This window comes from Ihubacter massiliensis (assembly GCF_024125305.1).
In the GTDB taxonomy this organism is placed as follows: Bacteria; Bacillota; Clostridia; order Peptostreptococcales; family Anaerovoracaceae; genus Hominibacterium; species Hominibacterium faecale.
Genome location: NZ_JAMXVH010000001.1, coordinates 486426 through 511358, shown reverse-complemented (window position 1 = coordinate 511358; position 24933 = coordinate 486426). Strand labels below are relative to the sequence as shown.

At 46.5% G+C, this 24933-nt stretch carries 19 protein-coding genes and 1 CRISPR repeat array; of the genes, 6 read left to right on the top strand and 13 right to left on the bottom strand.

Going from position 1 to position 24933, the window contains the following annotated elements; genetic code table 11:
* Window positions 1-158: 158 nt before the first annotated feature.
* Complete coding sequence (locus NIA71_RS02340) at window positions 159-944, top strand: histidinol-phosphatase HisJ family protein (RefSeq protein WP_148394877.1); 786 nt, start codon at window positions 159-161, stop codon at window positions 942-944.
* A 458-nt stretch (window positions 945-1402) separates the two neighbouring features.
* A CRISPR array of direct repeats spans window positions 1403-1709; the repeat unit is 34 nt; unit sequence GTCGCATCCCCATACGGGGTGCGTGGATTGAAAT.
* A 193-nt stretch (window positions 1710-1902) separates the two neighbouring features.
* Here NIA71_RS02340 and NIA71_RS02335 read toward each other — a convergent pair.
* The 3 genes from NIA71_RS02335 to NIA71_RS02325 are packed head-to-tail and all read right to left on the bottom strand — an operon-like array spanning window position 1903 to window position 5431.
* Window positions 1903-2985: a pyridoxal-phosphate-dependent aminotransferase family protein gene (locus NIA71_RS02335; RefSeq protein WP_148394875.1), complete on the bottom strand. Its 1083-nt coding sequence runs from the start codon at window positions 2983-2985 to the stop codon at window positions 1903-1905.
* A 47-nt stretch (window positions 2986-3032) separates the two neighbouring features.
* Window positions 3033-4529, bottom strand: a complete 1497-nt coding sequence (gene glpK / locus NIA71_RS02330; RefSeq protein WP_148394873.1) for a glycerol kinase GlpK — start codon at window positions 4527-4529, stop codon at window positions 3033-3035.
* A gap of 20 nt (window positions 4530-4549) precedes the next feature.
* Complete coding sequence (locus NIA71_RS02325) at window positions 4550-5431, bottom strand: helix-turn-helix domain-containing protein (protein WP_253019599.1); 882 nt, start codon at window positions 5429-5431, stop codon at window positions 4550-4552.
* A gap of 318 nt (window positions 5432-5749) precedes the next feature.
* Here NIA71_RS02325 and NIA71_RS02320 point away from each other — a divergent pair, with 318 nt between their 5' ends.
* Both NIA71_RS02320 and NIA71_RS02315 read left to right on the top strand, forming a co-directional pair.
* The gene (locus NIA71_RS02320; RefSeq protein ID WP_148394869.1) at window positions 5750-7234 is read left to right on the top strand and encodes an APC family permease; all 1485 of its coding nucleotides are present in this window, start codon (window positions 5750-5752) and stop codon (window positions 7232-7234) included.
* A gap of 226 nt (window positions 7235-7460) precedes the next feature.
* The gene (locus NIA71_RS02315; RefSeq protein WP_253019598.1) at window positions 7461-9374 is read left to right on the top strand and encodes a GGDEF domain-containing phosphodiesterase; all 1914 of its coding nucleotides are present in this window, start codon (window positions 7461-7463) and stop codon (window positions 9372-9374) included.
* Here NIA71_RS02315 and NIA71_RS02310 read toward each other — a convergent pair.
* Genes NIA71_RS02310 through NIA71_RS02300 form a run of 3 tightly spaced genes read right to left on the bottom strand, consistent with a single transcriptional unit; the run spans window position 9368 to window position 13704 of the window.
* The gene (locus NIA71_RS02310; protein WP_253019597.1) at window positions 9368-10567 is read right to left on the bottom strand and encodes an ABC transporter permease; all 1200 of its coding nucleotides are present in this window, start codon (window positions 10565-10567) and stop codon (window positions 9368-9370) included. The genes NIA71_RS02315 and NIA71_RS02310 overlap by 7 nt on opposite strands.
* On the bottom strand, window positions 10564-11235 hold the full coding sequence (locus NIA71_RS02305) for an ABC transporter ATP-binding protein (RefSeq protein ID WP_148394863.1): 672 nt from the start codon (window positions 11233-11235) through the stop codon (window positions 10564-10566). Before NIA71_RS02305 ends, NIA71_RS02310 begins: the two co-directional genes overlap by 4 nt.
* A 12-nt stretch (window positions 11236-11247) precedes the next feature.
* Window positions 11248-13704, bottom strand: coding sequence for a biotin/lipoyl-binding protein (locus tag NIA71_RS02300; protein ID WP_253019596.1), 2457 nt, complete (start codon window positions 13702-13704; stop codon window positions 11248-11250).
* 183 nt (window positions 13705-13887) lie between these two features.
* Here NIA71_RS02300 and NIA71_RS02295 point away from each other — a divergent pair, with 183 nt between their 5' ends.
* Window positions 13888-16299, top strand: a complete 2412-nt coding sequence (locus NIA71_RS02295; RefSeq protein WP_253019595.1) for an MDR family MFS transporter — start codon at window positions 13888-13890, stop codon at window positions 16297-16299.
* On the top strand, window positions 16289-16720 hold the full coding sequence (locus NIA71_RS02290; RefSeq protein ID WP_148394858.1) for a MarR family winged helix-turn-helix transcriptional regulator: 432 nt from the start codon (window positions 16289-16291) through the stop codon (window positions 16718-16720). Before NIA71_RS02295 ends, NIA71_RS02290 begins: the two co-directional genes overlap by 11 nt.
* An 88-nt stretch (window positions 16721-16808) precedes the next feature.
* Here NIA71_RS02290 and NIA71_RS02285 read toward each other — a convergent pair whose 3' ends face one another.
* Window positions 16809-18230: a citrate/2-methylcitrate synthase gene (locus NIA71_RS02285; RefSeq protein ID WP_148394856.1), complete on the bottom strand. Its 1422-nt coding sequence runs from the start codon at window positions 18228-18230 to the stop codon at window positions 16809-16811.
* A 143-nt stretch (window positions 18231-18373) separates the two neighbouring features.
* Between NIA71_RS02285 and NIA71_RS02280 the strand changes: the two genes are divergently transcribed.
* Window positions 18374-18829, top strand: coding sequence for a MarR family winged helix-turn-helix transcriptional regulator (locus NIA71_RS02280; RefSeq protein WP_148394854.1), 456 nt, complete (start codon window positions 18374-18376; stop codon window positions 18827-18829).
* Between the two features lie 113 nt (window positions 18830-18942).
* On the opposite strand, the gene NIA71_RS02275 is transcribed toward NIA71_RS02280, so the two are convergent.
* The 6 genes from NIA71_RS02275 to NIA71_RS02250 all read right to left on the bottom strand — a co-directional run bounded on the left by NIA71_RS02275 (window position 18943) and on the right by NIA71_RS02250 (window position 24886).
* Window positions 18943-19347 carry a secondary thiamine-phosphate synthase enzyme YjbQ gene (locus tag NIA71_RS02275; protein WP_148394852.1) on the bottom strand — a complete coding sequence of 135 codons (405 nt, stop codon included), beginning with the start codon at window positions 19345-19347 and terminating at the stop codon, window positions 18943-18945.
* A gap of 176 nt (window positions 19348-19523) precedes the next feature.
* A complete protein-coding gene (locus tag NIA71_RS19850; RefSeq protein ID WP_269478395.1) occupies window positions 19524-20501 on the bottom strand; it encodes a collagen-like protein in 978 nt (325 codons plus the stop codon).
* Window positions 20502-20720: 219 nt separating this feature from the next.
* Window positions 20721-21947 (bottom strand): serine/threonine transporter SstT, encoded by a 1227-nt coding sequence (gene sstT / locus NIA71_RS02265; protein WP_227755089.1) that lies wholly within the window; start codon window positions 21945-21947, stop codon window positions 20721-20723.
* Window positions 21948-22056: 109 nt separating this feature from the next.
* Entirely contained in the window at window positions 22057-22719 is a 663-nt protein-coding gene (locus tag NIA71_RS02260; protein WP_227755079.1) for a DUF6320 domain-containing protein, read from the bottom strand.
* Window positions 22716-23969 carry a hypothetical protein gene (locus NIA71_RS02255; protein WP_148394843.1) on the bottom strand — a complete coding sequence of 418 codons (1254 nt, stop codon included), beginning with the start codon at window positions 23967-23969 and terminating at the stop codon, window positions 22716-22718. Before NIA71_RS02255 ends, NIA71_RS02260 begins: the two co-directional genes overlap by 4 nt.
* The gene (locus tag NIA71_RS02250) at window positions 23966-24886 is read right to left on the bottom strand and encodes an alpha/beta hydrolase (protein WP_148395345.1); all 921 of its coding nucleotides are present in this window, start codon (window positions 24884-24886) and stop codon (window positions 23966-23968) included. The genes NIA71_RS02255 and NIA71_RS02250 overlap by 4 nt, the downstream gene beginning before the upstream one ends.
* Window positions 24887-24933 lie beyond the last annotated feature (47 nt).

Below are 24933 nucleotides of genomic sequence, written 5' to 3'. Positions count from 1 at the left end.
CTGCTATAACCTCTCTTCTAGCTTTGAAGTTCCTTTATTGTAGAATTTTTTGCTAGCTCAGTCTATACTTAGCTTTATTCACAAAAGGACTATTGCAACCATTCGCTTTTTATGGCAAAATCAAGGACATAGATAAAAAAGAAAGGACTGAGGCAAGCATGTACGATTATCACACACACACAGCATTTTCTGATGACTGTGATGTTCCAATGGAGGAAATGCTCTTAGGCGCAGTAAAATTCGGTATTAAGGAGCTTGCGATAACAGATCACTACGACCCCGGATACGAAGATCCTGAGTTTCCTTTCACCCTTGATTTTGAAGAGTATTATAAGGCTCTTAGGGATGCGGAAAAACAATACCAGGGCCGGCTGTCCATCATCAAAGGAATGGAGATCGGCATCATGGAGACACAGTTTGCGGAATGCCGCCGAGCTGTCCGCGATTTCCCCTATGACATCATCATAGGTTCGTTTCACTGCCTGGGAAAGGATGATCTTTACCGCTACGATTTTTCTCAAGTAGATGGACCTATCAAGCTTGAAGAATTCTATACCTATGTCAACCGTTGTCTGAAAGAATATAAGGACTACGACATCGCCGGACACCTGACGATTATTGACCGTTATATTGGTAAGATCTACGATTACAAACCATATATGGATATTTTCGAAGATACACTCAAGACGATCATTTACGATGGAAAAGGATTGGAAATAAACACTTCCAGCTTTAAATACGAGACCGGCATCTGGCTGCCGCGCAAAGAGATCTTAAAGCTCTACAAAGAGCTTGGCGGTGAAATCCTTACCTTTGGTTCTGATTCTCACGATCCTTCTCATTTTATGGATCACTTTGCGGAAGCCCACGAACTAGCAAAAGATTTGGGTTTCAAGTATCAATGTACCTTTCGAAAACGAAAGCCAGAATTTCATAAGCTGTAAGATGGGCACTTGGTGCGCTGTCAAAATGTAAATTACTTCCTTTTATATTCGAAACGCAGCAATTTGGAAGCGATGTCCATATAAATTCCGCCTTCTTGCGCAGAATCAGCTCCAAAATCATACAGTTAAACCCATATTTGTGCAAATTTATATGTATGATTCATGAAAACAAAGCAAACTAGTCTTTAAGCAAAATCAATAATGGTAAAATGTGGTAATTTTCTATAGACATTCACTCTCGTTTTACCCATTTCGAATATAAATCAGCAAAATAAATGCAAACTGGCCACACCAACACTAGTGCGAATGGGAAGCAAACATAAAATCCCTAGGTCTTTCGCACCAAGTATGAACACTCTTACTATCTTAAAACCTACCGAATATGTACATTGGGCTCAAAACATGGTATACTATGAGCAAAATAGTATGAAAAAAGCTATAAAATGTACTATTATGCAGTCGCATCCCCATACGGGGTGCGTGGATTGAAATAGTTAATAGGTATATACTTACTTGTGTTGATGTCGTCGCATCCCCATACGGGGTGCGTGGATTGAAATGACCGTACATACAAGAATCGGCTGTACCCAGTGCGGTCGCATCCCCATACGGGGTGCGTGGATTGAAATCGGCGTCTCCCAGTCCCAAAACCGGCGCTTGATCCGTCGCATCCCCATACGGGGTGCGTGGATTGAAAGACTCGAAAAGAAGGTCTTTAAAGGGAGTTAAAAGGCGCATCTCCATACGAGATACGTGGATTGAAATTATCACTATCATATTATCACATACCCTTTTCCAAGCGCATCCCCAGGGGCATGTATGAAATTCCGCCCTCCCCGTCAAAACAGGATCAGAACCGTGTTATTTAACCCCTCTGAATTCAGATCACGCAAAAAACAGGCCTGCAGGAAAGCAGCACCCGTTTTTCGCATGTATCATTTTTATGTTATCACAAGTTTTACTTAATGCATTCAGCCAGCACCTCGAGGAATTTGTCGCAATCCTCGGGGTAAATTTCACCCATGTTGGCAACCTGGAACATACCCATTTCCACGTATTTGCCCTTGCCGCTGTAAACCACGTAGCCCTTTTCTTCCATTGCTTCCAGGAACTTGTTCAGATCCTTGCCTTCCGGCAGGAACACGGAAGTTACCGTATTGGCCATGTGCTCAGAAAGCAGCAGCTTCAGCCCCATAGCCTCCATGCCTTTTCTCAGGATTCCCGCGCACTGTGCATACCGATTCAGCTGATGCTCCACGCCTTCTTCAAGAATGTTGGTCAATGCCTGATTGAGCGCCCAGAACAGATTCACATTAGGCGTGTTGGGAGTCTGGTTTTTCGTCACTGCACTCTGGTAATGTTTTGCCAGATTCAGATAAACATTCTTGCCCATTTCCGGCGTCAGTGTTTCAAAAGCTTCTTTCTTTCCGCAGATGTATGCGGATCCTGGGAATGCTCCCAGACACTTTCCGCCTACGGAAGTAGCGAAGGTAATATTAAAATCTACAATGTCGATATATTCACCTGCTGCCGCAGAGACACAGTCGACAAAATACCACTTGTTGTATTTTTTGCAGAGCTGTCCCACTTCTTTCACCGGATTAATCATGCCGGTTGAGGTTTCGTGACATACCATAGCTACCACCTTTACCTTGGGGTTGGCCTTAATCAATTCTTCAATTTTGGAAACATCCGGATAATCACCCCACTCAAAAGATGCATCCACATATGGGATTTGATATTTTTCAATGATTTCCTGCAGTCTTTCACCGAAAACACCGTTTCTGACCAGCAGCACTTCTTCGCCTTCCTTAAAAATAGAAGACAGAACAGTCTCGTTGGAAGAAGTCCCGGATCCGGAAATAATAACGGACTGATAAGAATCGTCGGCGTTGAACAGCTGATTGATCTTCTTCACCGTATCAGCGAACAGAGCTTCAAATTCCGCTCCCCTGTGGCAGATATCATAGTGCATCATGGCTTCGCGCACATTGTCCTTTACCATGATCGGTCCCGGACTGAATAACATTGGTTTACTCATTTTAAATTCTCCTTTCAGAATCCTATAATCTCATTTAAATCGGGCCTTCAATCTTCGACCCAGTTCTTTGCCCGCTCAACGGCTTTGTGCCAGTTATAGAGCAATGTTTCCCGTTCATCCACACTCATTTTCGGTTCATAGCGTTTGCTCAATTTCCAGTTATTCGCAAGCTCGCTCATAGAACCAAAATCACCAATTCCCAGTGCGGCCAGATAAGCTGCGCCAAGAGGCGTGGTATCATTAATGGCCGGCACATCCACCGGAATTCCCAGAATATCCGCCTGGAACTGCATTAAAAATTGATTTACAACTGCTCCCCCATCCACACGCATGATCTGGATGGGGATGCTGGCATCCATATTCATCACATCCAAATTATCTTTTACCTGGTAAGCCGTCGCTTCCAGCGTTGCCCGCACGATCTGCTCCCTTGTAGTACCGCCGGTAATACCGATTATCGTGCCTCTGGCATAAGAATCCCAATGAGGAGCAGCAAGGCCAGCAAAGGCCGGTACAAAGTAAACGCCGCCGTTGGATTTGGCGTCGTATGCCATCTGTTCCGTCTCTTTGGCATCCTTGATGATCTTAATTCCGTCTCTCAGCCACTGGGTTGCTGCTCCGGTGATATAAATGCCGCCGTCCAGGGCAAAGGTCATCTTTTTATCGATGCTCCAGGCCACCGTAGTCAACAGACCGTTTTTAGAATAGACCGGCTTATCGCCCGTATTCATCAGCATGAAACACCCTGTCCCGTACGTGCATTTTATAGCTCCCGGAGAGTAGCACGCCTGTCCGAACAGTGCCGCCTGCTGGTCCACGATGGAGCCGGAGATAGGAATAGATGCTCCAAAGAAATCCAAAGGATCAGTATTTCCGTATACCATGGAGCTGTCGCAGATAGTCGGCAGAATACTTTTATCGATTTCGAAGATGTCTAGGATATCCTGATCCCACTTACCCGTATGTATATTCATCAGCATAGTACGGGATGCCGTCGAAGCGTCGGTGATATGCACTCTGCCGTGGGTCATTTTCCAGATAACCCAAGAGTCCAGCGTTCCTGCCAGAATTTTGCCTGCCTTGATTTTATCCTTCACTCCGTCAACATGTTCGATAATCCATTTAATCTTGGTAGCGCTGAAATAGGCATCGATCATCAATCCGGTTTTTTCCCGAATCTGCACGCCGTACTCTTCCGTCAAACTATCGGCATATCTGGCCGTCCGCCGATCCTGCCAGACAATGGCGTTATAAACGGGAACGCCCGTGTCCTTATCCCAAAGCATAACCGTTTCGCCCTGATTGTCGATTCCAATGCAGGCGATTTCCTCCGGCTTTGCTCCTGCGATGTCCAGAGCCATTCTGATGGAACCCAGAACGCCGTCCCAAATCTCCATGGGATCATGTTCAACCCAGCCCGGATTGGGATAATGCTGATGGTGTTCTTTGTATCCTCTGGCCACCAGATTCCACTTTTCGTCCAGTAGGAGGGTCGTCGTCCCTGTCGTACCCTGGTCCATACCCAGGTAATACTTCTTCGTCATTGTTTTCCAACCTTTCTCTGTTAATTTAATGCTAAATATGGATCGATTTTATTGTAATCCAAGCAGGAGAAGCCGTGTTTTCTCAAGGTTCCTGACGAACAGTGGAGGAACCGTTTATAGCACCTATTCATGTGAGCATGATCGAAAAAGCCGCTGTCCAGAGCCAGGTTGATCAACGGCTCATAGTTGGAACTGTCCGAAAGCTTTTGCAGGGAATTTTGCAGACGCATGATCTCGCAATAGATCTTGGGTGAAACACCTACATACTTCTCAAATACTTTTCCCAAATAACGTTCACTATATCCGGTCTCGATTCCCAGCTCGCTGACTTTGATATTTCCATGCTTTTCATAAATGCGGTCCGTACAATAGCGGATCAGGTAACTGGAATCGTCTTCTTTCATTCTGATTCGGATCAGCTTGGATAAAAGCATCGCCTTTTCTTGTACCGGCAAGTCTTTACATGCGGCCGACACGATCTGCTCTCCGTTTTTCATATATTCCTTGATATCGTATACCGTATTGGTGAGACTGCTGGCATGCTCATGGAGGATCATAGCGGTGGCGCTGGGCTGAAATTTAAGCATCAGCAGCAATTCTCCCGGCCTTAGTTCAATTTTTTTTATCTCATCGATGGCCCCGCAAAGCTTGCCCTTCATATCCTCTTCTCTTCCGTAAAACACCATGGCTATGCAGCCATCCGGAATCACCGGCAGGGTAATGTTATGAAGTACATTGCACTTTACGGCAAAGATATCCGACACAGCTGTATAAAGAGGATGACCGAAATTGACATCAATCCCAATCGGCGGACAATTTTCATCATCTACTTTGAACGGCTTATAATCGGAGCGCCTTTCGGCAGAAGCCAAATGTTGTTTGTCGCTGATAAAAAATGACATAATATTCCCCTTTAAATTGTTTTAGTAAAAATCGGAACCTCACTTTTTATATTTTAATCATAACACTAACAAATATTTTGGTCAACTTCCGATTTATGCTAGTACAGTTCCTTAAGAAAAAATTAAAATAGAGGAGGTAAAACAAAGCGTTACATTCGCAGAGAAGGATTTGTTTGGAAGTTTGAAATAGTAATGTGAGGTTACTGTTTTACTCCGTTCTGCTTTTTTCGAATGTATTTTTTTGATTTTACATTCAACACCATTGTCATTATTATAGACAAATTTATATCTTTTTCACATTTTTAGGAGGTTATTTTTATGGACGAGAAAAAAGGATTAGTCCGGGAACTTGGACTGCCTGAATGCGTCACCATTACCGCCGGAGCGGTTATAGGCGTAGGCCTGTTTACCGTAGGTTCCTCACAGGTAGGCGCCATGGGCAGCTCGGTCATCATCGCATCCGTTATCGCTTTTCTAATGGTATTATGGCCTGCCGCCATCTACGGCGAACTGGGAGCTACCCTTCCCTTGTCAGGCGGTACCTATTCATTTGCTAAAAGAGCCATCAACTGGCCGGTAGCCATCTTCTGCAGCTGGCACTATACCATCGCTCAGATCGGTATCGCCGGCGGTGAAGCACTGGCCTTCGCCAGCTACTTTACATACCTGTTGAATGCCCTTGGCGCAGGATTCGTCATCGATTCGAGAATTCTTGGTTCGGCACTGATGATCCTCTTTACCATCATCAATTACAGAGGCATCAAGTTCTCCGGAAGATGGCAGAACGGCTTTATGTTCTTCTTCTGGGCCGCATCCTTCGTTTGGATGATCATGGTTATGAAGAATCTGGATTTTTCCAATTTCGCGCCGATCTTCTCAGGCATCCCGACCGAATTCACTGCACTTGCAAAATGCATCGTTATGGTATGGTGGTGCTTCGCCGGATTTGAAACCTGCGTAGGCATGGGCGCGGAAGTTAAATTTCCCCAGATCACACTGCCCAGAGCACTGACTCTGTCGCCGTTCATCGTATTTGCTGTAAACGCGTTATTCCAGTTCTTCCTGGTTGGTCTGACTCCTCTGGCTGGACAGCACCTTCTGGAAACTGCAGATGCTCCTTTTGTTGAAGGTATGACGCAGGCAGGTATCGTCGGCTTCCCGTTCATACTGCTGTGCCTTGGCATCACCTTCGGCGGAGACTTCAGCTCCATGGTACCATGTACCGCAGGCGCTGCGAGATATATGTATATCATGGCTGTTGACGGATGTTTCCCCAAAGTATTCGCAAAGGTTCATCCGAAATTCAGAAGCCCCTATGTTTCCGTAATTGTCGTAGGTGTGGTTGGTATTCTTCTGATTTCAACAGGTTCCATCGTAATCATCTCTGCCATGTGCGCATTCTCACAAATGCTGTGCTATATTATCGGATATCTGTCCTACCTGCTGCTGTACAAGAAAGAGCCGGATCTTCACAGACCATGGCATGCTCCTGCCGGTAAATTCGGGGCTGTTGTGAGCATTATTCTTTACGCAGCACTGTCCATCCTGGCCATTGACTGGACGGCCATCTGGTGGAACATTGGGCTGTCAGTAATCTGTATTCTCTACATTCTGATCTTTGTAAGGAACAGACCGATTCCGGAAGAAGCCATTGACGAAGAACTGCTGGCTCTCAAGACCAAGGATCCTTCACCGGAAGAAAAGGCCAAGCTGGACGCTCAGTACAAGAGATGGAGAATAATCGCTTATATCTTCTTCGCTGTTGCGGTTGTGCTGTTCATCTTCGGCTCCACCTTATCCTAAAAAGCAAACTTTTCAAAACCACTATATAACGACTTAAATACAAAAGAGATCGCTCCTTTCGGGAAAGGTCTCTTTTGTATTGCTCATTATTTGGAAAAATTATTTCCTATTTCTTGTATGCAGAGAGAATATATATTACAATAAAAAAGGCCAACAGCCATAATATGCACGGTCCGTCCTTATCTCATAATTCACTCTAATAATGATAGAAGCGAGGTAAAAATAGATGATAGTTTGGTCACAGATAGCTGAATTCCTTGCACTAATTTTACTATTTTTAATTAGTTTGTATTTTCACGATAGAAGACAGACCCGATCACGCCGCAGAACCTTGTTTTGGATTTGCTTAGTCCTTTCTATTTTTGAAATTGCCCTCAACGCTGTCTGCGTTATTACCATCAGCCAATATGAACATGTACCCCACTGGCTGAACATGCTGCTCAACAGCTTATATTTTCTGTCCAGCGTATGGGTCAGTTCAATTTTGGCTCTTTACATTTTCAATCTTCTGCTGGAGCATGTTTACGAAAAGCATTGCCGCACCAATGCTGTAATCGGCTTACTCCTACTCAATGCGCTGTTTTTTATTCTTGTTATTGTCAATCTTCAGACCGGAATACTCTTCTTGTTTGATTCTGACGGTGGATATCACCGGGGCGTATTCAATAGAGCCGGATATGTTGTCATGTTCATTGAACTATGCATGGTGATCATTTGCTATCTGCGCAATCGCTCCAGTGTCAGTAAAAATGTTCAGCAAGTGATTCATACATTGCCCCCGATTATTTTAGGACTGTCCCTTTTTCAAATATGCTATCCTCAGATTTTACTCAACGGAATCACCATCGCTTTTGCCGATCTGGTGCTCTTCATAAACTTCCAGAATTACCAGGTGGGAACCGATAGTCTCACTCATATCGGCAACCGCAAAAGCTTTTATCAGGAGCTGGCCCTTCGGATCGCCGGCAAACAGCAATTTCAGATCATCACGATTTCATTGAAACACTTTGCTGTGGTCAATCAAAGATTCGGCTATCAGAAAGGAGACGATTTTCTTTATGCCATAGCTTCCTGGCTGGATAAATGCGACCCGTCCAGCCGTGCATTCCGCTTCGGCAACGTGTCCTTTGCCTTGGTATCTCCTTTCCTGTCCCAGGACAAAGCTGCTTGCAACCTGGACAAAATCCAGATGCGCTTTCAGGATGGATGGACGCTGGGCGACCTTCATTTTGACATCATGGCCTGTTTCAGCGAACTGATCCATCAGGATCAGGATTGGCAGGCCGATCAAGTAATCGAATACCTGGAATTCATGAACGTGATGGCAAAGCGGGAAGACACCGAATGTCTGCGTTTCACCACGGACATCGAAAAGAAAATCGAACGAAAAAAAGAATTAACCCAGCTGCTTAAGCACTCAATAAAAGAAGATCGTTTTCAAGTATGGTACCAGCCTGTAATAGACTGCAGGACCAAAAAATTTACCCACGCAGAAGCTTTATTGCGCCTAAGCGACTACAGCGGCACACCCATATCGCCGGGTGAATTCATACCTTTGGCGGAGGAAACCGGTCTCATCGATGAAATGAGTTGGATTGTACTGGAGAAAGTCTGCCGCCTGTTGGGTGAAAATCCGGCCTTGGAAGTGGAATCCATTTCGATCAATCTGTCGATGCAGCAATTCCTGGACCTCCATATATGTCAACGGATCACCGCTTGTCTGCAGCGCTATCAGGTTCCGCCCGATAAGCTGAAAATTGAGATCACTGAGCGGGTCATCGCTTACGATCTGCCCTACATCCGTTCCGTCATGGACCGTATTGCTCAGGTCGGCATTGGCTTTTATCTGGACGATTTTGGTATTGGCTACTCCAACTTTTCCAGCATCATGCACCTGCCTTTTGAATGTGTCAAGCTGGACCGGAGCCTTTTTGATAAACTGCTGGTGAGCAAAAAGGACCGCACCATTGTACAGACTATGATCGAATTGGCTCACAGCGTAGGTTTTCAAGTGGTATCAGAAGGGATTGAAACCCAGCAGCAGGCGGATCTTTTAATGGTTCTGGGTACAGACCGCATTCAGGGTTACCATTACGCCCGCCCTATGGCGGAGAAGGAGTTTCTTGCCTTTCATCACTGATAGCGAAGAGCCTCGATGGGTTTTTTCGATACAGCTTTGCTGGCAGGATAACTGCCGAAAGCCGCGCCGATTACCATTGAAAAAAGAACGGATGCCAGCACCACCTTGGGGGACAGTTCCAATGTCATAGAATCCATGAAAAAGGAAGCAACCTGCAAAATGATCCAGGACAGCAGAATTCCCAAAAGGCAGCCAATCAAACTGATCATCAGCGCTTCAATCAAAAACTGGAGCATAATGCTTTTCCGTCCGGCTCCGATGGCCTTTCTAATGCCGATCTCCCTTGTTCGCTCCGTCACCGAAACCAGCATGATATTCATAATGCCGATGCCGCCTACTAAAAGAGAAATCGCGGCGATCCCGCCCAGCATCAGGGTCATGGTCTGGTTGACGCTGTTCATAGTCTCCATAATTGTCGACTGATTGCGAATGGTAAACGCATCCTCATCCTGCCCAAAGCGCTTCATCATCATATCCGTTAAAGCCAGCTCCGCCGCATCCATGCTTTCCTCATTGCTGGCAGAAGCCGTAAACTGTTTGACATACAGCACGTCATCTGCGATTTTAGAAAGAGTCGTATATGGGATATAAGCTTCCAAAGTCACAGAAGAACTGTCGCTGTCAGCTCCAAAGGAAGCGTTCAAGCTTTCATCTTCTTCCAGGACTCCGATTATGGTAAAGGCTCTCCCATTTAAGGTCACCGTTTCTCCTTCGGCCTCCGCCCTTCCTACCAGTTCCACTGCTGCATCATAACTGAGCACAGCCACATAGGAGCTGTTGTTCACATCCGGCGAAAGAAGAAATCTGCCCGATGCCAGTGTTAGCCCTTGTATATCCTTATATGGACCGGTCGTGCCATAGAGGATCGTACTGTCATCGCTGACATATCCGCATTTTGAGGTAACCGTGGTGCTGGCAATCGGCGCCGCCATGGCGATCTCTTTGTTTTCTGCGATCTCAGACAATTCGGAAAGGCGCAGCGGGTTTTCTTTATCATCGTTGATGGTAACGGTCAAAAGGTTGGTCCCCATACTGGAAATTTGATCGCTGACCGAAGATGTGGCTCCTCCGGCAATGGAGACCAGCACCACCAGCGATACCACCCCGATAAAGATTCCCAGCATGGTCAGAAAGGATCGCATTTTATTGGCCAGGATGGATTCCCAGGCCATTTTCACACATTGCAGGATCATAAGCTATCCTCCTCTACTCGACCGTCGCTGATGGTAATTCGGCGTTTTGCCTGCATTGCCACTGATTGATCGTGGGTAATGAGTACAATGGTATTGCCCTGCTCATGAAGCTGGTGAAACAAATCCATAATCTCGCTTCCTGTCTTGGAATCCAGATTTCCCGTAGGCTCATCGGCCAGAAACAAAATTGGCTTTGTAACCAGCGCTCTAGCGATGGCCACCCTCTGCTGCTGGCCTCCTGATAGCTGAGCCGGCCTGTGTGTTTTTCTGCTGGTCAGATTGACATGCTCCAGCGCCTCAGCGGCATATCTTTTAATGGCTGCCTGCTTGAACCCTTGGTATACCAAGGGGAGCCCTACATTTTCTTCCGCCGTCATTTTGGAAATTAAGTTGAAATCCTGAAATACAAAACCGATTTTCCGGCTTCGGATTCCGGTCAGTTCCTTCTCCGAAAGGCTGCCCACCGAGCGGCCGTCTAACAGGTAACTCCCGCTGTCAGGGATATCCAGGCAGCCCATAATATTCATTAACGTTGATTTTCCACTCCCGGAAGGTCCGATGATGCTGACAAATTCGCCCTTTTGTATGTGCAGATTGGCGTGATCCAGCGCCCGTACTTCCTCCCCGCCAATCAGATAGGTTTTACATACATTTTCAAATAGAATCATCTCTCCACCGCCTTACTGTCCACTGGGCGGCATACCGCCGCCGGACGGCATCTGCTGCCGGCCGCCGCTGCCATCACCAAAACCGCCGCCCTGTCCCGGCATCATGGAGTCCGATGAACCGCTTTGAGAAACAGATCCCGATCGCAGATAATATACCTTCTCTCCTTGGCTGAGACCGCTGGTTATTTCAACGTTCTCATCATTGGAAATGCCAGTTTCCACTTCTTTTTTGCCTGACAGCGTACCATCCTCATCCTTTTGCGTGTAAACAAAGGTTTTTTCGCCTGACTCCTGCAGAGCGCTCAGCGGCACTATAAGGATATCTTCCTTGCTGCTGGTAGTTACTGTCGCCGCACCGTTCATCCCCAGCCGCATGGAATCTTCCGCATCCAATGTTATCTCTACACTGTATTTGGCCGTACCGCCGCTCACCGTCGCCGCACCGGAAACCTTAGTAATTTTACCGGTAAAGTTCTTTCCTTCTATGGCATCAAAGGTTACTTCTGCTTCCTGCCCTTTTTCTACCGAAAGGATATCCAGCTCATCCACATTAATCGGAAGAACCATTGTTTCATCCGAACATAAGGTAAATGCGGCTACGGTCTGGATTTCCTCTGTAGCAGAACTGCTTTCAGATGCGGAACTTGCGCCGGAGGTATTGCCGGAAGCTGACGATGCACTGGCCGCTCCGCTGCTTGAAATTTTGCTTGTCTGACTTGCGGCTTTCCCTGAGGAAGCGTTCTTTTGCTTATTGGGAGCAGCAGAATCCGATTTGGTGGAATCAGCCTGTGTCTTTGCAAAGGTTACGGTAAAGATCATCGTATTTCCCTCGCCTTCCCCATCCGTGCTGATTCCAGAAATGACAGCACCCAAAGCATCTACGGAAACAGCGGTAGCCTGTGTGAATCGGCAGCCGGACTGGGCCGTAAGCGTAATCCTGGCAGTGTAAGTGGAATCCGCCTGAAAGACCTTATCTTTGAGATTCCAGGAAATGATGCCTGTATATTGGGAAGATGCCTCAATGGATTGCTGTGGCAAACCTCCTTTAACTGGCGCAGCAATGGAAATGCTGACAGAAGGAATTGAGGTTACTGTGTCAGCCTGCGCAGCAGCGTCGATCTCGTCCTTACTGGCGCTCACGCTGTCATTCCAGGTTTGTGCTGATGCACTTTCATCACCCCGGCTTTTCTTCTCATCTCCAGTGTCAGACATGAGTTTGACAGAAGTCCCTGTTTGATTTGAAGCAACTCCGGCAGCGGTGCTGCTGCCCGTCGTATTTTCCGCAGAAGCATTGGAATTCTCCGTTTGACTGCCGGACTCCGATGCGGATGAAATTTTGACCGCTTCTATCGTCCCGCTTTCCGATGCTGTTATGGAATTGGATGCTGTCATGGCCGCCAGATCTGCCAGGACATCGGTCAGCTTCTGCCGCTGAGCCAGCAGCTGCTGATATTCGGTAGATGCCGGAAGATCTTTGAGCGTATATAAGCATTTGCCGGCGCTGACATACTGATTTTGGGAAACATGAAGCGTTTTCACCGTGCCGCCGGAAGCAACCACAGCCAGTTGGCTGTGAATGTATAGTTTTCCGCTGCCGATAGAGCTGTTTCCTTTTTTCACAGTCACCGTTTCACCAAATTTGGGCCCATTATCCGTCAGCGTAATGACAGCGGTTCCATCGGTAACACTTTCCACGCTTCCAGTCTTTTTCGTCTTCTGATCTGAAAGAATCACGGTAACAGAATCCCCTTCGGAAAGCCCCCCGGCATCGCTGATGGATACTGCCATTTTACCGTCCAGCGATAAGAGCATCAGCGCTCCACGGTCGTTCATGCTCTCCAGCACCGAATCGCCTTTTTTAGCGTAAATTTTTTTAATCCGGCCGCTGACTCCCGCAGTTATTTGGGAAGATACGGTTTCGCCTTTTTTCTCATTGATCTGGGTGTCTAGCTCACCAATTTTCTCCTGGGTATTGGATAGGGCCGATAAAACCGATGCCCGATCCACCGTTGCCAGGGTATCCCCCTTTTTCACTTTGTCGCCGCTTTCCACGAGGACATCTTGGATGGTAATTCCCGAAGGAATCTCGATCTGGGTGCTGCTCCCCAATTCTAAATTGCCTGTACCCGCAATCGTATTGGAAATCGTACCCTTAGTTGCCTCTGCCTCCTGCACGATCTGAGCGTTAACCTCTTTGCCCGCGAAAACGACAGCCCCAGTGCAGATGATTCCTGCGATCAAAAGCACTCCCAGCCCAATGATTATTTTCTTTTTTTTCGGCAGCTTGCCAAAGGAGGCCAGGAACTTTTTCCCTCGCACGTTTGCCCTTCTTAACATCCTTTTACCTGTGTCTCCCTGCTTTTTCTTTTTTTCTGTCAGCTCCATATTTCCTCCTGTCATTCTACCAACCCTTCCGTACAATCCCAGATTTTCTCGCAAAAACCACCTGCCGGACGTCTGGTTTTTCATCTTCCCCTCTTTTATACCCAATCAGCGTGAATGTTCCATGGCTGATGCGTGTCAATCCCATGTAATCCCATATTGTTTTAGTGTTGAATATGTGTTGATTTTTAGTTGCATTTACAACTAATTTGTGATATTCTATGGATTAGTTGTAAATGCAACTAATTTGTTTATAGAAAGGTATCCATTATGAAAGAGAAAAAAACACATTACGGTTTGATCATGGCCGTTTACTTGCTTGGCATCTTCATGGGCGCTTTGGACACAGGCATCGTGACACCTGCAAGAACGGTTATTCAGAATAATCTGGGCGTCGGTGATAATCTCGGCGTTTGGATGATCACCATTTATACATTGGCATACGCCGCCAGCATTCCGGTCATGGGCAAGCTGGCTGACCGGGCAGGCAGAAAATACGTCTACCTGGCCAGCATTTTCCTATTCGGCGCCGGATCGTTCCTCTGCGGACTATCTCAGGATGTGGGCAGCTTCACCATGCTCCTCATATCCCGTGCCATCCAGGCCATTGGCGGCGGCGGCATCGTTCCGGTAGCTACTGCTGAATTCGGCACCACATTCCCCAAAGAAAAACGCGGAATGGCTTTGGGCATGGTAGGCGGTGTCTACGGAATCGCCAACATATTCGGAGCAAGCGCTGGCAGCGCCATTTTGGATTTATTCGGCAGCGACAACTGGCAGTTTATCTTTTATGTGAATGTACCGATCACTATATTCATTCTAATTGCCGGGTTTGTTTCCCTCCCTAACACAAAGGAAAAAGCCGTAACAAAGATTGACGGTTTAGGAACCGTGCTCCTGGTTATCATGATTCTAAGTTTGATGTACGGGTTGAAAAATATTAATTTCTTTGAATTTATCAGTACCGCAGCAAGCCGGAACGTATGGCCCTTTGTAGCAGCTTTCGCAGTCCTCCTTCCCCTCTTTATATTGGCGGAGAAGCGGGCAGAAGATCCGGTAATGAACCTTTCCTATTTTAAAAATAAGGATATTCTCGTCACTTTGATCCTCTCTGTTATGACCGGCGTTATTCTCATGGGCCTGATCTTCGTGCCCCAGCTCTGTGAAAATGCTATGAAGGTTGAATCGGGCAGCGGCGGCTATTTTGTCATTATCCTGGGAATCTTTGCCGGGGTCGGTGCTCCTGTATCCGGCAAAATGATTGATCGCTGGGGTGCCAAGCCTATCCTGGCCATCGGCTTTCTGTCGTCTCTGGCCGGTTCACTCTTTCTGATTTTCGTCATGACCCGCTATCCCGGCTGGGCCACGGTAATCATCAGTCTGATTCTGATCGGTCTTGGTATCGGTTTTACCATGGGAACGCCCCTCAACTATATGATGCTGGATCATACTGAAGCCGCAGAATCCAATTCCGCCCTCGCGACTCTATCACTGGTACGTTCCTTGGGAACCGTCGTTGCGCCGGCCATTATGGTAGGCTTTCTATCCCATGCAGGCATGGGCGTTCAGGGCGATATCATGGAGCTGCTTCCAAAAGAAATTACAGTCCCTCAGCTTCCTTATGCAACAGAACTTCAGAAAGAAATGAAGAAACAGAATATAGAAGGAATGCCGGACCTGACTGCTATGACCAGTATTAAGATCGACATGAATCAGGAAAGCGATTTCAAAATCCCGGAAAATATGCTGGAACTAATGCAAAACTCCGATGTAACGACTATAGTCTCCAATACAAAGACCTTTGCCAAAACCATGTTTGATCAAATGACTCCTGAAATCAAAGATAAGATTAATACAGGCATCGATAAAGGCACCGACGGCGTTGAAAGCGGCATAAAGAATATGAACAAAAATATTGCATCCATGGAAAAAGCTATCACCGGTATGGATCAGGGTATTGCAGGAATGACTACTGCCGTTCAGAAACAAAAAAGCCAGCTGACAAAAATGAAAAGCAGCCGTTCCCAGATGAAAAAAGGATTATCGGGAATCAAAGACGGAATCGGTTTTCAAAGAATGATGAAGGGCCAACTGAGCGGAGTTCGCACCGTACTGTCAAAAATGCCTCAGATGGAAGGCATGACCTTGGATCAGATGCTCCCGGACGCAATGAAACAGCAGCTTGCTCCGCCTGCAGTCGCCGAGCTGAAAAAGATGACCAGCCTCAGTCAACTGGACAAAGCCATATCTGCCTGTACAACCAACATATCGACGATGAAGAAAAAATCTTCCGACCTAAGTACTGGAATTAAAAAAATTGCTTCCGGCATCGATGGTATAAAAAGCGGCATCAACCAGACAACTGCCAAGTTACAGGAAACAAAAACAAGCAGGAACAAACTGAAGCAAGGTCTTGCCGGGATCCGACAAGGAAAAAAGGAAGCTCAGGAAACGCTAAAAAAGATGGATACTATGAAAGCAGCCGTTCCCGGCGCCTTTGATACTGCTCTGAAAAATTATTTGAAGCAAATTGACGCATCTTCTGCTAAAATAGAAAGTACCTTCCAAGAAGTACTCAATCAAGGTTTCCGGCAGATTTACGCGACTGTAGCAGTCGCCTCTGCCATAGGACTTTTGCTGCTTTTACTTTATCGAGACAGGAGAAGACGAGATGAACGGTAAGCTTTATTCAGAAATCGGCCGTTTGATGATGGCCTATGGAAAACAGTTTCGAACTTTTATGAAAAAAGCCCTCGCTCCCGCAGAGCTGAATATGGCCGAAGCGATGGTGCTGATGCTGCTGTACGAAAAGGATGGTCAGAGCCAGGATCAACTCCTTGAAGGAGTTCATTATGACAAAAGTGTCATGACGCGTACCATGCAGTCTCTGGAGAAACATGAGTTTTTGATGCGCCGCAAAAACCCTGACGACGGCCGGTCATGGATCTTTGTACTGACCAAGAAAGGCCGCCAAGTCAAACCTCAGGTTCTTGCAGCGCTCAACGAGTGGTGTGCAATCGCTTTCAACGGCTTCAGTCTGGAAGACAGTGAAGCGCTGCTAAACATTATGATCCGGCTCCAGAGCAATATTGAACATCTTTAACGGAAATTATTTTTGATCCTCATCAAAAAGGGTCTGAGCTCGAAATTTGCTCGTGCTCAGACTCTTTTTTCTTCAGTTAACCTCCATATCATTTCTTTGGATGGTCAAAGTTTTCTTCTAATCGGTATTTGGAAGGATCGCTTCCCGCAAGTTCGATCACATTTCTCCTTGAAATCGGTTTATAAATTCGATTTTCGCCTACGCTCATATAGGACGGTCGAATGATCTTGTCCACATTAATCAGTTCCTCAATGCGGTGGGCACTCCAGCCTACGACTCTGGCGATGGCAAAGATGGGTGTGTACAGTTCCAGCGGAATATCCAGCATGCGATAAACAAGGCCGCTGTAAAAATCCACATTGGCGCTGACCCCTTTGTAAATCTTTCGTTTATCTGCGATCACCTGGGGCGCCAGCTCTTCTACAGCCGAATACAGCGCAAATTCCTCTTGATACCCTTTAGCCTCTGCCAGATCCTTTACAAAGCCTTTAAATATCTCTGCCCGTGGATCGGATACGCTGTAAATAGCATGTCCCATACCGTAGATCAATCCCCGCTCATCGAACGCCTTTTTATCAACCACATCTTCCAAATATCTTTTAATCTTTTCTTTATCAGACGTATCCTTTACGGTCTCTTTTAAATCTTGCATCATTTCCACAACTTTGATGTTTGCTCCACCGTGTTTGGGTCCTTTCAGCGAGCATAACGCCGCCGCAATGACCGCATAGGTGTCTGAGCCCGCGGATGTCACAACTCTAGTGGTAAAGGTGGAATTATTGCCGCCGCCATGCTCCATGTGAAGCATCAATGCGATATCCAACACATGCGCTTCCAGCTCAGTATATTTCATGTCAGGGCGCAGCAGCCGCAAGATGTTCTCCGCGGTTGAAAGGGCTGGATCCGGGCGGTGAATATACATACTGTCATCCTGCTCATAATGATTGTAAGCATGGTATCCATAAACAGCCAGCATCGGAAAGACACCAATCAGCATTAGACACTGCTGGAGAACATTTTCGATGGAAAGATCCGAGGCGTTGGGATCATAAGACGAGAGTGTGAGCACGCTCTTTGTCATAATGTTCATGATGTCTTTTCCCGGCGCTTTCATGATCACATCACGTACAAAATTGGTAGGCAGCCGCCTCATAGTTCCTACAGCCTCCTGAAATTCAACCAATTCATCTTCCGTAGGCAGTTCTCCAAAGATCAGCAGATACGCCATTTCTTCGAATCCATAGCGTTCCTCATGAATTGGTCCCTTGACCAGATCTACGATATCGTATCCCCGATAAAACAGTTTGCCCTTGCAAGGTACTTTATGACCCATATATTCTTTATACGACTCTATGCGCGATATGGAAGTGAGTCCGGTTAGCACTCCAATCCCGTTTTTATCCCGCAGGCCTCTATTAACATGGTGGTCATGGAACAGGTCGCCGCTGATAAAATCATTCTCTTTACACAGCTTGGAACGTTCTTTCATATACTCATCGATTTTCTTCATACAAAGCCTACCTCCTTTTTATATGGACATTATACCATTTATGTAACTTTTGTCAATTGTTGATTGTAATCATTATTTGACATATGTCACGGGATAGTATATACTGAAAACAGTAATTAGGACTGAAAGGATTGGATACTGCCATGAATCATGCTGAAAAAGTGGAGAAAGAACAGATTATTATGTCTCTTCTGGGACTTCTTCTTAATTACAATCAGTGCTTCAATAATTTCCTCGATATTCGGCAATATCATCTCACAAAGACGCAGCTAATGGTCATAGTTGCTCTCAGCCGCTATCCGGGTATCACTATGAGTGAATTATCGGAAAAAATCAGCACATCCAGAGAACAGGCTTCCAGAGCCGTATCCCCTCTGGTCCGCAGACAGTTGATCAGCAGGGATACCAACGAGCTCAACCGGCGTCAGATCAACATGGCTCTGACCGATGACGGACGCAGGTATCTGGCTCATATTAAAGAAACTTATCTGGACCTGCTGCTATCCTCCTTTAATAAACTCAGTGACGACGAACTGCGCACCTTTCTATCTTCATTAAAAAACATCTCGGAAACGTTAAATAAACTAATTGAAACATAAAGGCCCGGCATTGGATCAAAAAGTCCAAGGTCCGGGACTTTTTTTCATTAGGAAAGATTATTACCACCCGTTCATCTGCTTTGCAAAAGGATGGGACCATCCGAGTCATACTGCTACCCCTTTATGATCTTTACATAAAATGATCTGTGTCTTGGTCCATCGAAATCACAGAAATATAAATCCTGCCAGATTCCGAAAACAATAGCACCTTCATGGATGATCAGCACTTGTGAAGGTCCGCATACGGTTGTTTTGATATGCGCATGGGAGTTTCCCTCTGCATGGCGATATTGCTGGTCCTGGGCGGGAAAAGTTTTTTCAAGACTATAAAGCATATCGGACACCACATCCGGATCTGCATTTTCATTAATGGTAAAGCCTGCGGTGGTATGGGGAGAAAAGACTACGGCAATTCCCTCTTTTATACCGCTTTTTTGAATATCTTCCTGTACCATTCCAGTGACCTTTATCATTTGCTGGGATTTCCCGGTATCGATTTTATGTTGATAGAGATACATAAGGTTAGCCTCCCTTCTTATTAGATGTATTATACCAGAAATCCATTGTATTCTACAATAAGAAAAGATCGGCAGCAACATGGCAGTACAAACGAAAAATCCCCTCACGACCATAAGAATAATCATGAGAGGATTTATTTGTTCCTATGCTGAAAATGATTCTTTACACGATTCGACTATCGCTCCATCTTGACAATGGATAAAGTCAGCTGTGCCTCCGAATTGGTAACCGGCGAATTAAACGTGAGTGAAAAATTCGAACGACTGGTTATACCAACAATCACGGTCGTCGAACCGGCGGCCGTCACGTTATTGTCCCCCGTCTTAGCATAAATGCCAAATTCGATATGCGGCGCGCCATCGTAGAAGGGGGTGATCTGAGCATAACCCGGTGTTGCAAGGAGCATACTTACCTGAAACGTGATATGATAGTACCCAGGATTAAGCGTAATTGCCGTTTGTGAAGTTTCTGTAATATTTCCTGTTGTATCAGTTATCACCGGATAAAGCGGGATTTGCGCAGCATCTACATAGCGCTCGCCATAATTGGCATATGAGGCAAATGCCTGTGTGGTAATACCGGTTGGGCCGGTTGGGCCGGCAGCTCCTGTCGGTCCGGTCGGTCCAGTGGCTCCTGTCACTCCGGCTGGCCCGGCAGCTCCTGTCGGTCCGATCGAACCAGTGGCTCCCGTCACTCCGGCTGGCCCGGCAGCTCCTGTCGGTCCGGTCGGTCCAGTGGCTCCCGTCACTCCGGCTGGCCCGGCAGCTCCTGTCGGTCCGGTCGAACCAGTGGCTCCTGTCACTCCGGCTGGCCCGGCAGCTCCTGTCGGTCCGATCGAACCAGTGGCTCCTGTCACTCCGGCTGGCCCAGCAGCTCCTGTCGGTCCGATCGAACCAGTGGCTCCTGTCGGTCCGGTCGGTCCAGTGGCTCCTGCAATCCCTCTTTCTCCTGCAACTCCCATTGGGCCTTGGGCCCCCATTGGTCCCTGCGGGCCCGTTGGACCGGTAGCCCCCCGTTCTCCCGCAGGACCTGTCGGACCAATTGGGCCCGTTGGACCTGTGATGCCCGATGGCCTTGGGCAGCAAGGCTGACAGCTCTGGCAGGAATTCATTCCCTTACCACAATCGCGACTGTCAATAATATGCTTATCCATAAAATAATCTCTCCTTTTTTGTGAATACTTTATTCTATGAATAAGCGCGCAAATGGTGTATGCTAGTCAATTTGAAATGCTATGCGCATTGCAAGGTATATGATGTATAAGAGGTCCTTATCTTGAAGAAAAGAAAAAAGCCCTGCTTCAAATCCAATTTGAGAGGGCTTAACCTTTAAAAAAACTGCTTTGGGATGGATGCTTGATCCGGCTCACATCTTAGAGCTTTATAGATACAGATTTTCCTTCTTTTTTCCAGTTTCTGAACTCAGCCGTAGCAGTGAAGAGCGCATCGGAAGAAGAATTAAGGGCAGTCTCACAGGAGTCCTGAATAACGCCTATAATAAATCCAACCCCCACAACCTGCATAGCGATATCATTAGAAATACCGAACAGACTGCATGCCAGAGGGATCAGCAAAAGCGAACCGCCCGCAACACCCGATGTTCCGCAGGCGGCTACCGAAGCCACCAGGCTTAAAAGCAAAGCAGTCGCAAAATCCACTTGAACGTCCAAAGTGTTGGCCGCGGCCAGTGTCAGTACGTTAATCGTGATGGCGGCGCCTGCCATATTGATCGTCGCGCCCAAAGGAATAGAAACCGAATACTTTTCCTCATCCAGGCCCAGTTCTTCACATAGAGACATGTTCACCGGAATGTTGGCGGCAGAACTTCTTGTGAAGAAAGCCATGATCCCACTGTCCTTAATACATTTCACAACCAGCGGATATGGATTCTGCCGGATATTTAAGAACACAATGATGGGATTGACAATGAAGGCGACAAAGAACATACATCCCACTAAAACCAGTATAATATGACCATAGGAAGCGAACGCCTTGATTCCAGTAGTGGAAATAGTCGTGAAAACCAGTCCCAAAATACCAAAAGGCGCACAGTTTATCACCCAGCGAATAGCCGTCGATAACGCATCCGAAATGTTCTCAAGAACGTTTTTCGTTTGATCGGAGGCTGCACGGAGGGCCAGTCCGAAAATAACCGCCCAAACCAGTACGCCGATATAGTTTGCATCCACGATGGCGCCGATGGGATTACTCACCGCATTCAGCAGCAGGTTTTTCAGGATTTCAGCAATGCCTCCGGGCGCGGCTGCCTCAGCGCCGGCCGGCAAAACCACCGTTGACGGGAACAAAAAACTTGCGACCACTGCAGTAAACGACGCCAGCAGCGTACCGATCAGATAGAGCACGATGATCCTGCCCATATTGCTGCTGTTTCCCTTCTGATGCCTGCACAGTGCATGCATAACGAGGAAAAACACCAAAAGCGGCGCCAGCGCTTTCAAGGCACCAACGAACAACTCTCCCAAGATACCGATTACGACCACTTTGGGGACAATCAAACCTAAAATAATTCCTACAATTAATCCTGCAATAATCCGCTTTACCAGACTAATGCTGTTCCATGTTCTAATAATACTCATGATAACCCTTCTCTTTACTATATAAACTAAAATTGCCGACACAGCCATTTTGTTTAAGGCCGCCATATATTAGTTTAACGGATCATCGAAAAATGTCAAATAAAATATGTCTTTATAGATGAAATCTTCTAACTAATTCCAGCCTTATTTCTTTTCCCTGGAAAATAATAATCCCTGCCAAAGAAATAATACTGCAGGAAATACAAATAATTGAAGGTATTTTTACTTGAAGCATTCCCACTACATAGAAAATAATCGGGATAAAGCCAAAAATGATATCGATGAACAAACAAATCAAATATTCGCCCGCCGGAATTTTCATCAGCTTGGCAAGAACGGTCATGGAAATGATCGCCACTGCAAAAGTACACGGTATGGCAAATGTAACGGACCATCCGTGCCAATGGGTCACCAAGTCCCAGATCACGCTGAATACAGAAATAAAAATGGCCTGGTAGGTAATATTTTTAGGAAGGCTGTTTCTTTGATGCACAGCAAAATACATACTCACCCACAAGCCGGCAATACCAATCACAACAAACAGTGCCCAATGGCCGGTCCAGGGAAGGATCAAATTGACCGCGCAGGCTGCGACAGCGGCTACCACCGTAGAAAAGATCAACACTTTAAAAAACTCCCGATACTGTCTGTACATGGTGCGAACTTTCGGATACAGCATGCTTTCCTCGGCCTGACCGCTTAACGTCCTCTGACACAGCGGACAGCACTTAACATCGCCGCGGACCGTCACCTTGCATTTATCGCAATATTTCATATGTCATCCTCCTCCCCGGTTAAATTAGACATGATTTCTACTGGCACTCCTTGGGCCGTCAGCATACGGAAAAAACTCCGTTCAATATCCGTACTGATATGAGGATTTGTGCAGCTGATACTGAGCTTGTCTCCGAAAGAACAGATACACGCCTGAAATTTATTGGTGGAAGCACACACATCAAAGGAACGAATGTATGGTTCCATTTCCGGCGGAAGTTCCATTTTACCCACATTGGATATCGTCGCAGTCACACTTTTCATATTTTTCCTGTAGACGCCTTTTAAGACTAAATTCTTTAAAAACAAAGGCGCGATCTTTGCAAAACGATTATTGGCCGGCGTACCATAAGAATCTACCTGCCGGGAAAGATACTCTTCCGTCAGCTTTTCTTGAAAGTCCCGCTCCACTTTTTTCAGCACATGTGAAAATTCACCTCCCCCTTGGCTCCAATCATAGGAGACGGTAATGGTTCCAAAAAAGTTTCTTGCGGAAACAGAAGGAAAATAATTGCGCAGGTTGACTGGAACCGAGAGAACGATCGGTCTCTTTTTTTCTTTTCGGGAAACATGTTCGCCAATGGCACAGATCAGGCATGCGGTCAAAAAAATTGTGATCGTAGCCTGGTGCTCTTTTGCCAGCGATTTCACCGCCTTGGCAGATGTCTGCCCGGTAATATTTCGCAGGATCGATTCGCCGTACCTCCCGCCCTGTATTCTGCAAGCCGGCACTTGCTTCTCCCGTTTTTGTTTTTCTCCTGAATAATAACGGTTGTAGCTGTCATCACGGCTCTGGCTGTAAGATGCATCCCGATCGGACACGGGTTCATTCAAATGATGCACGCTGCACAAGTACTTAACCACTAAAACCTTCAGGAACTCCATAGCGCTGGTTCCATCAGAAAGCACATGATAGATTTCCAAATTAATTCGATTTTTAAAGTGGGTCACTTCAAAAAGAAGCTTTTGCGTATTGGTACATCCCATATCCTTGCACAGCTTATGAACCTCCGGCTCCGCAATGGGACGGATCTGGCTCTCCTCAAGATAATACCAAAAGAAACCGCGTTTGAGCACAACCTGGTATGTGGGAAACAGTTCCAAAGTTTGCTCCAGTGCCATCTGAAGGCACCCTTCTTTCACAGGTTCCCGCAGCTCGCATGAAAAACGAAAGACCTGGGTTTCTGTTTTATGGACACCTGCCGGAAAGATTTTGGCGGCATTGTCCAATGAGGTCCAATTATTTTTCATTCTTTCTCCTCTAACAAAAAATCTTCGATCATCTGATAGGTTTTCTTGACATGAACAAACCGCTGCGGCAATGTGAAAAAGCCGTGAAGCGCATCCTTCATTCTGTGAATGACGACTTGATTACCCTGTTCTCTTAGCTTCTTTCCATATGCTTCGCCCTCATCCCTCAAGGGATCGTATTCAGCCGTTATGATCATCGTCTGCGGCTGCCTGGTCAAATCTTCAGCCAATAGAGGCGCAAAATACGGGTTGTTCAAATCATGTTTATCTGGTAAGTATAAATCTATATAATCACGTATCCGCTTTGAGGTCAAGAGGTATTCTTTGCCGAAGCGGCGGACAGACAAAAATTCCGAATCATCGCTGTGGTCATTGCCAGTGGCCGGATAAAGGAGGATTTGCCGCTTTACCGCAAAATCACCTCTGTTTCTGGCCAGCAGACTGACACAAGCGGCCAAATTGCCGCCGGCGCTGTCGCCCATTAAAATTATGTCTTTTTTCTCCAGCTCAAATGCGCCGCTGTTTTTAAAAATCGTCCGCGCTGCCTGATAACAGTCGTTGAGCCCGCACGGAAATGGATGCTCCGGTGCCAGCCGGTAATCCACGGACAAAACCCGCCTTCCGGTGGCATTGGCCAGGGAAGCGCACGGTTTGGTATATGAGTCGATGTTGCCGGTGACCCATCCTCCCCCATGAAAGAAGAGAAAGGCTTCATCCGACGTGCGTTCTTTGGGGGTGAATATACGCACAGGGATTTCTGCCCCCCGCAGTCGAATCTTATAATCGTTCATCTTGTAAATGCCTTTAACCGGGGTAACCACCACGTTGTTGACCGCCCGATAAAGCTTGTAATTCTTTTTTAAGTCCGGCTCGGAATAGGTTAGCGCCTTCAGCGCCGCCTTCATCCACTTATTGATTGCCAAATTTTCTCCTCCTAACAAAAAAGCCGCTTCCTAAAAAGAAA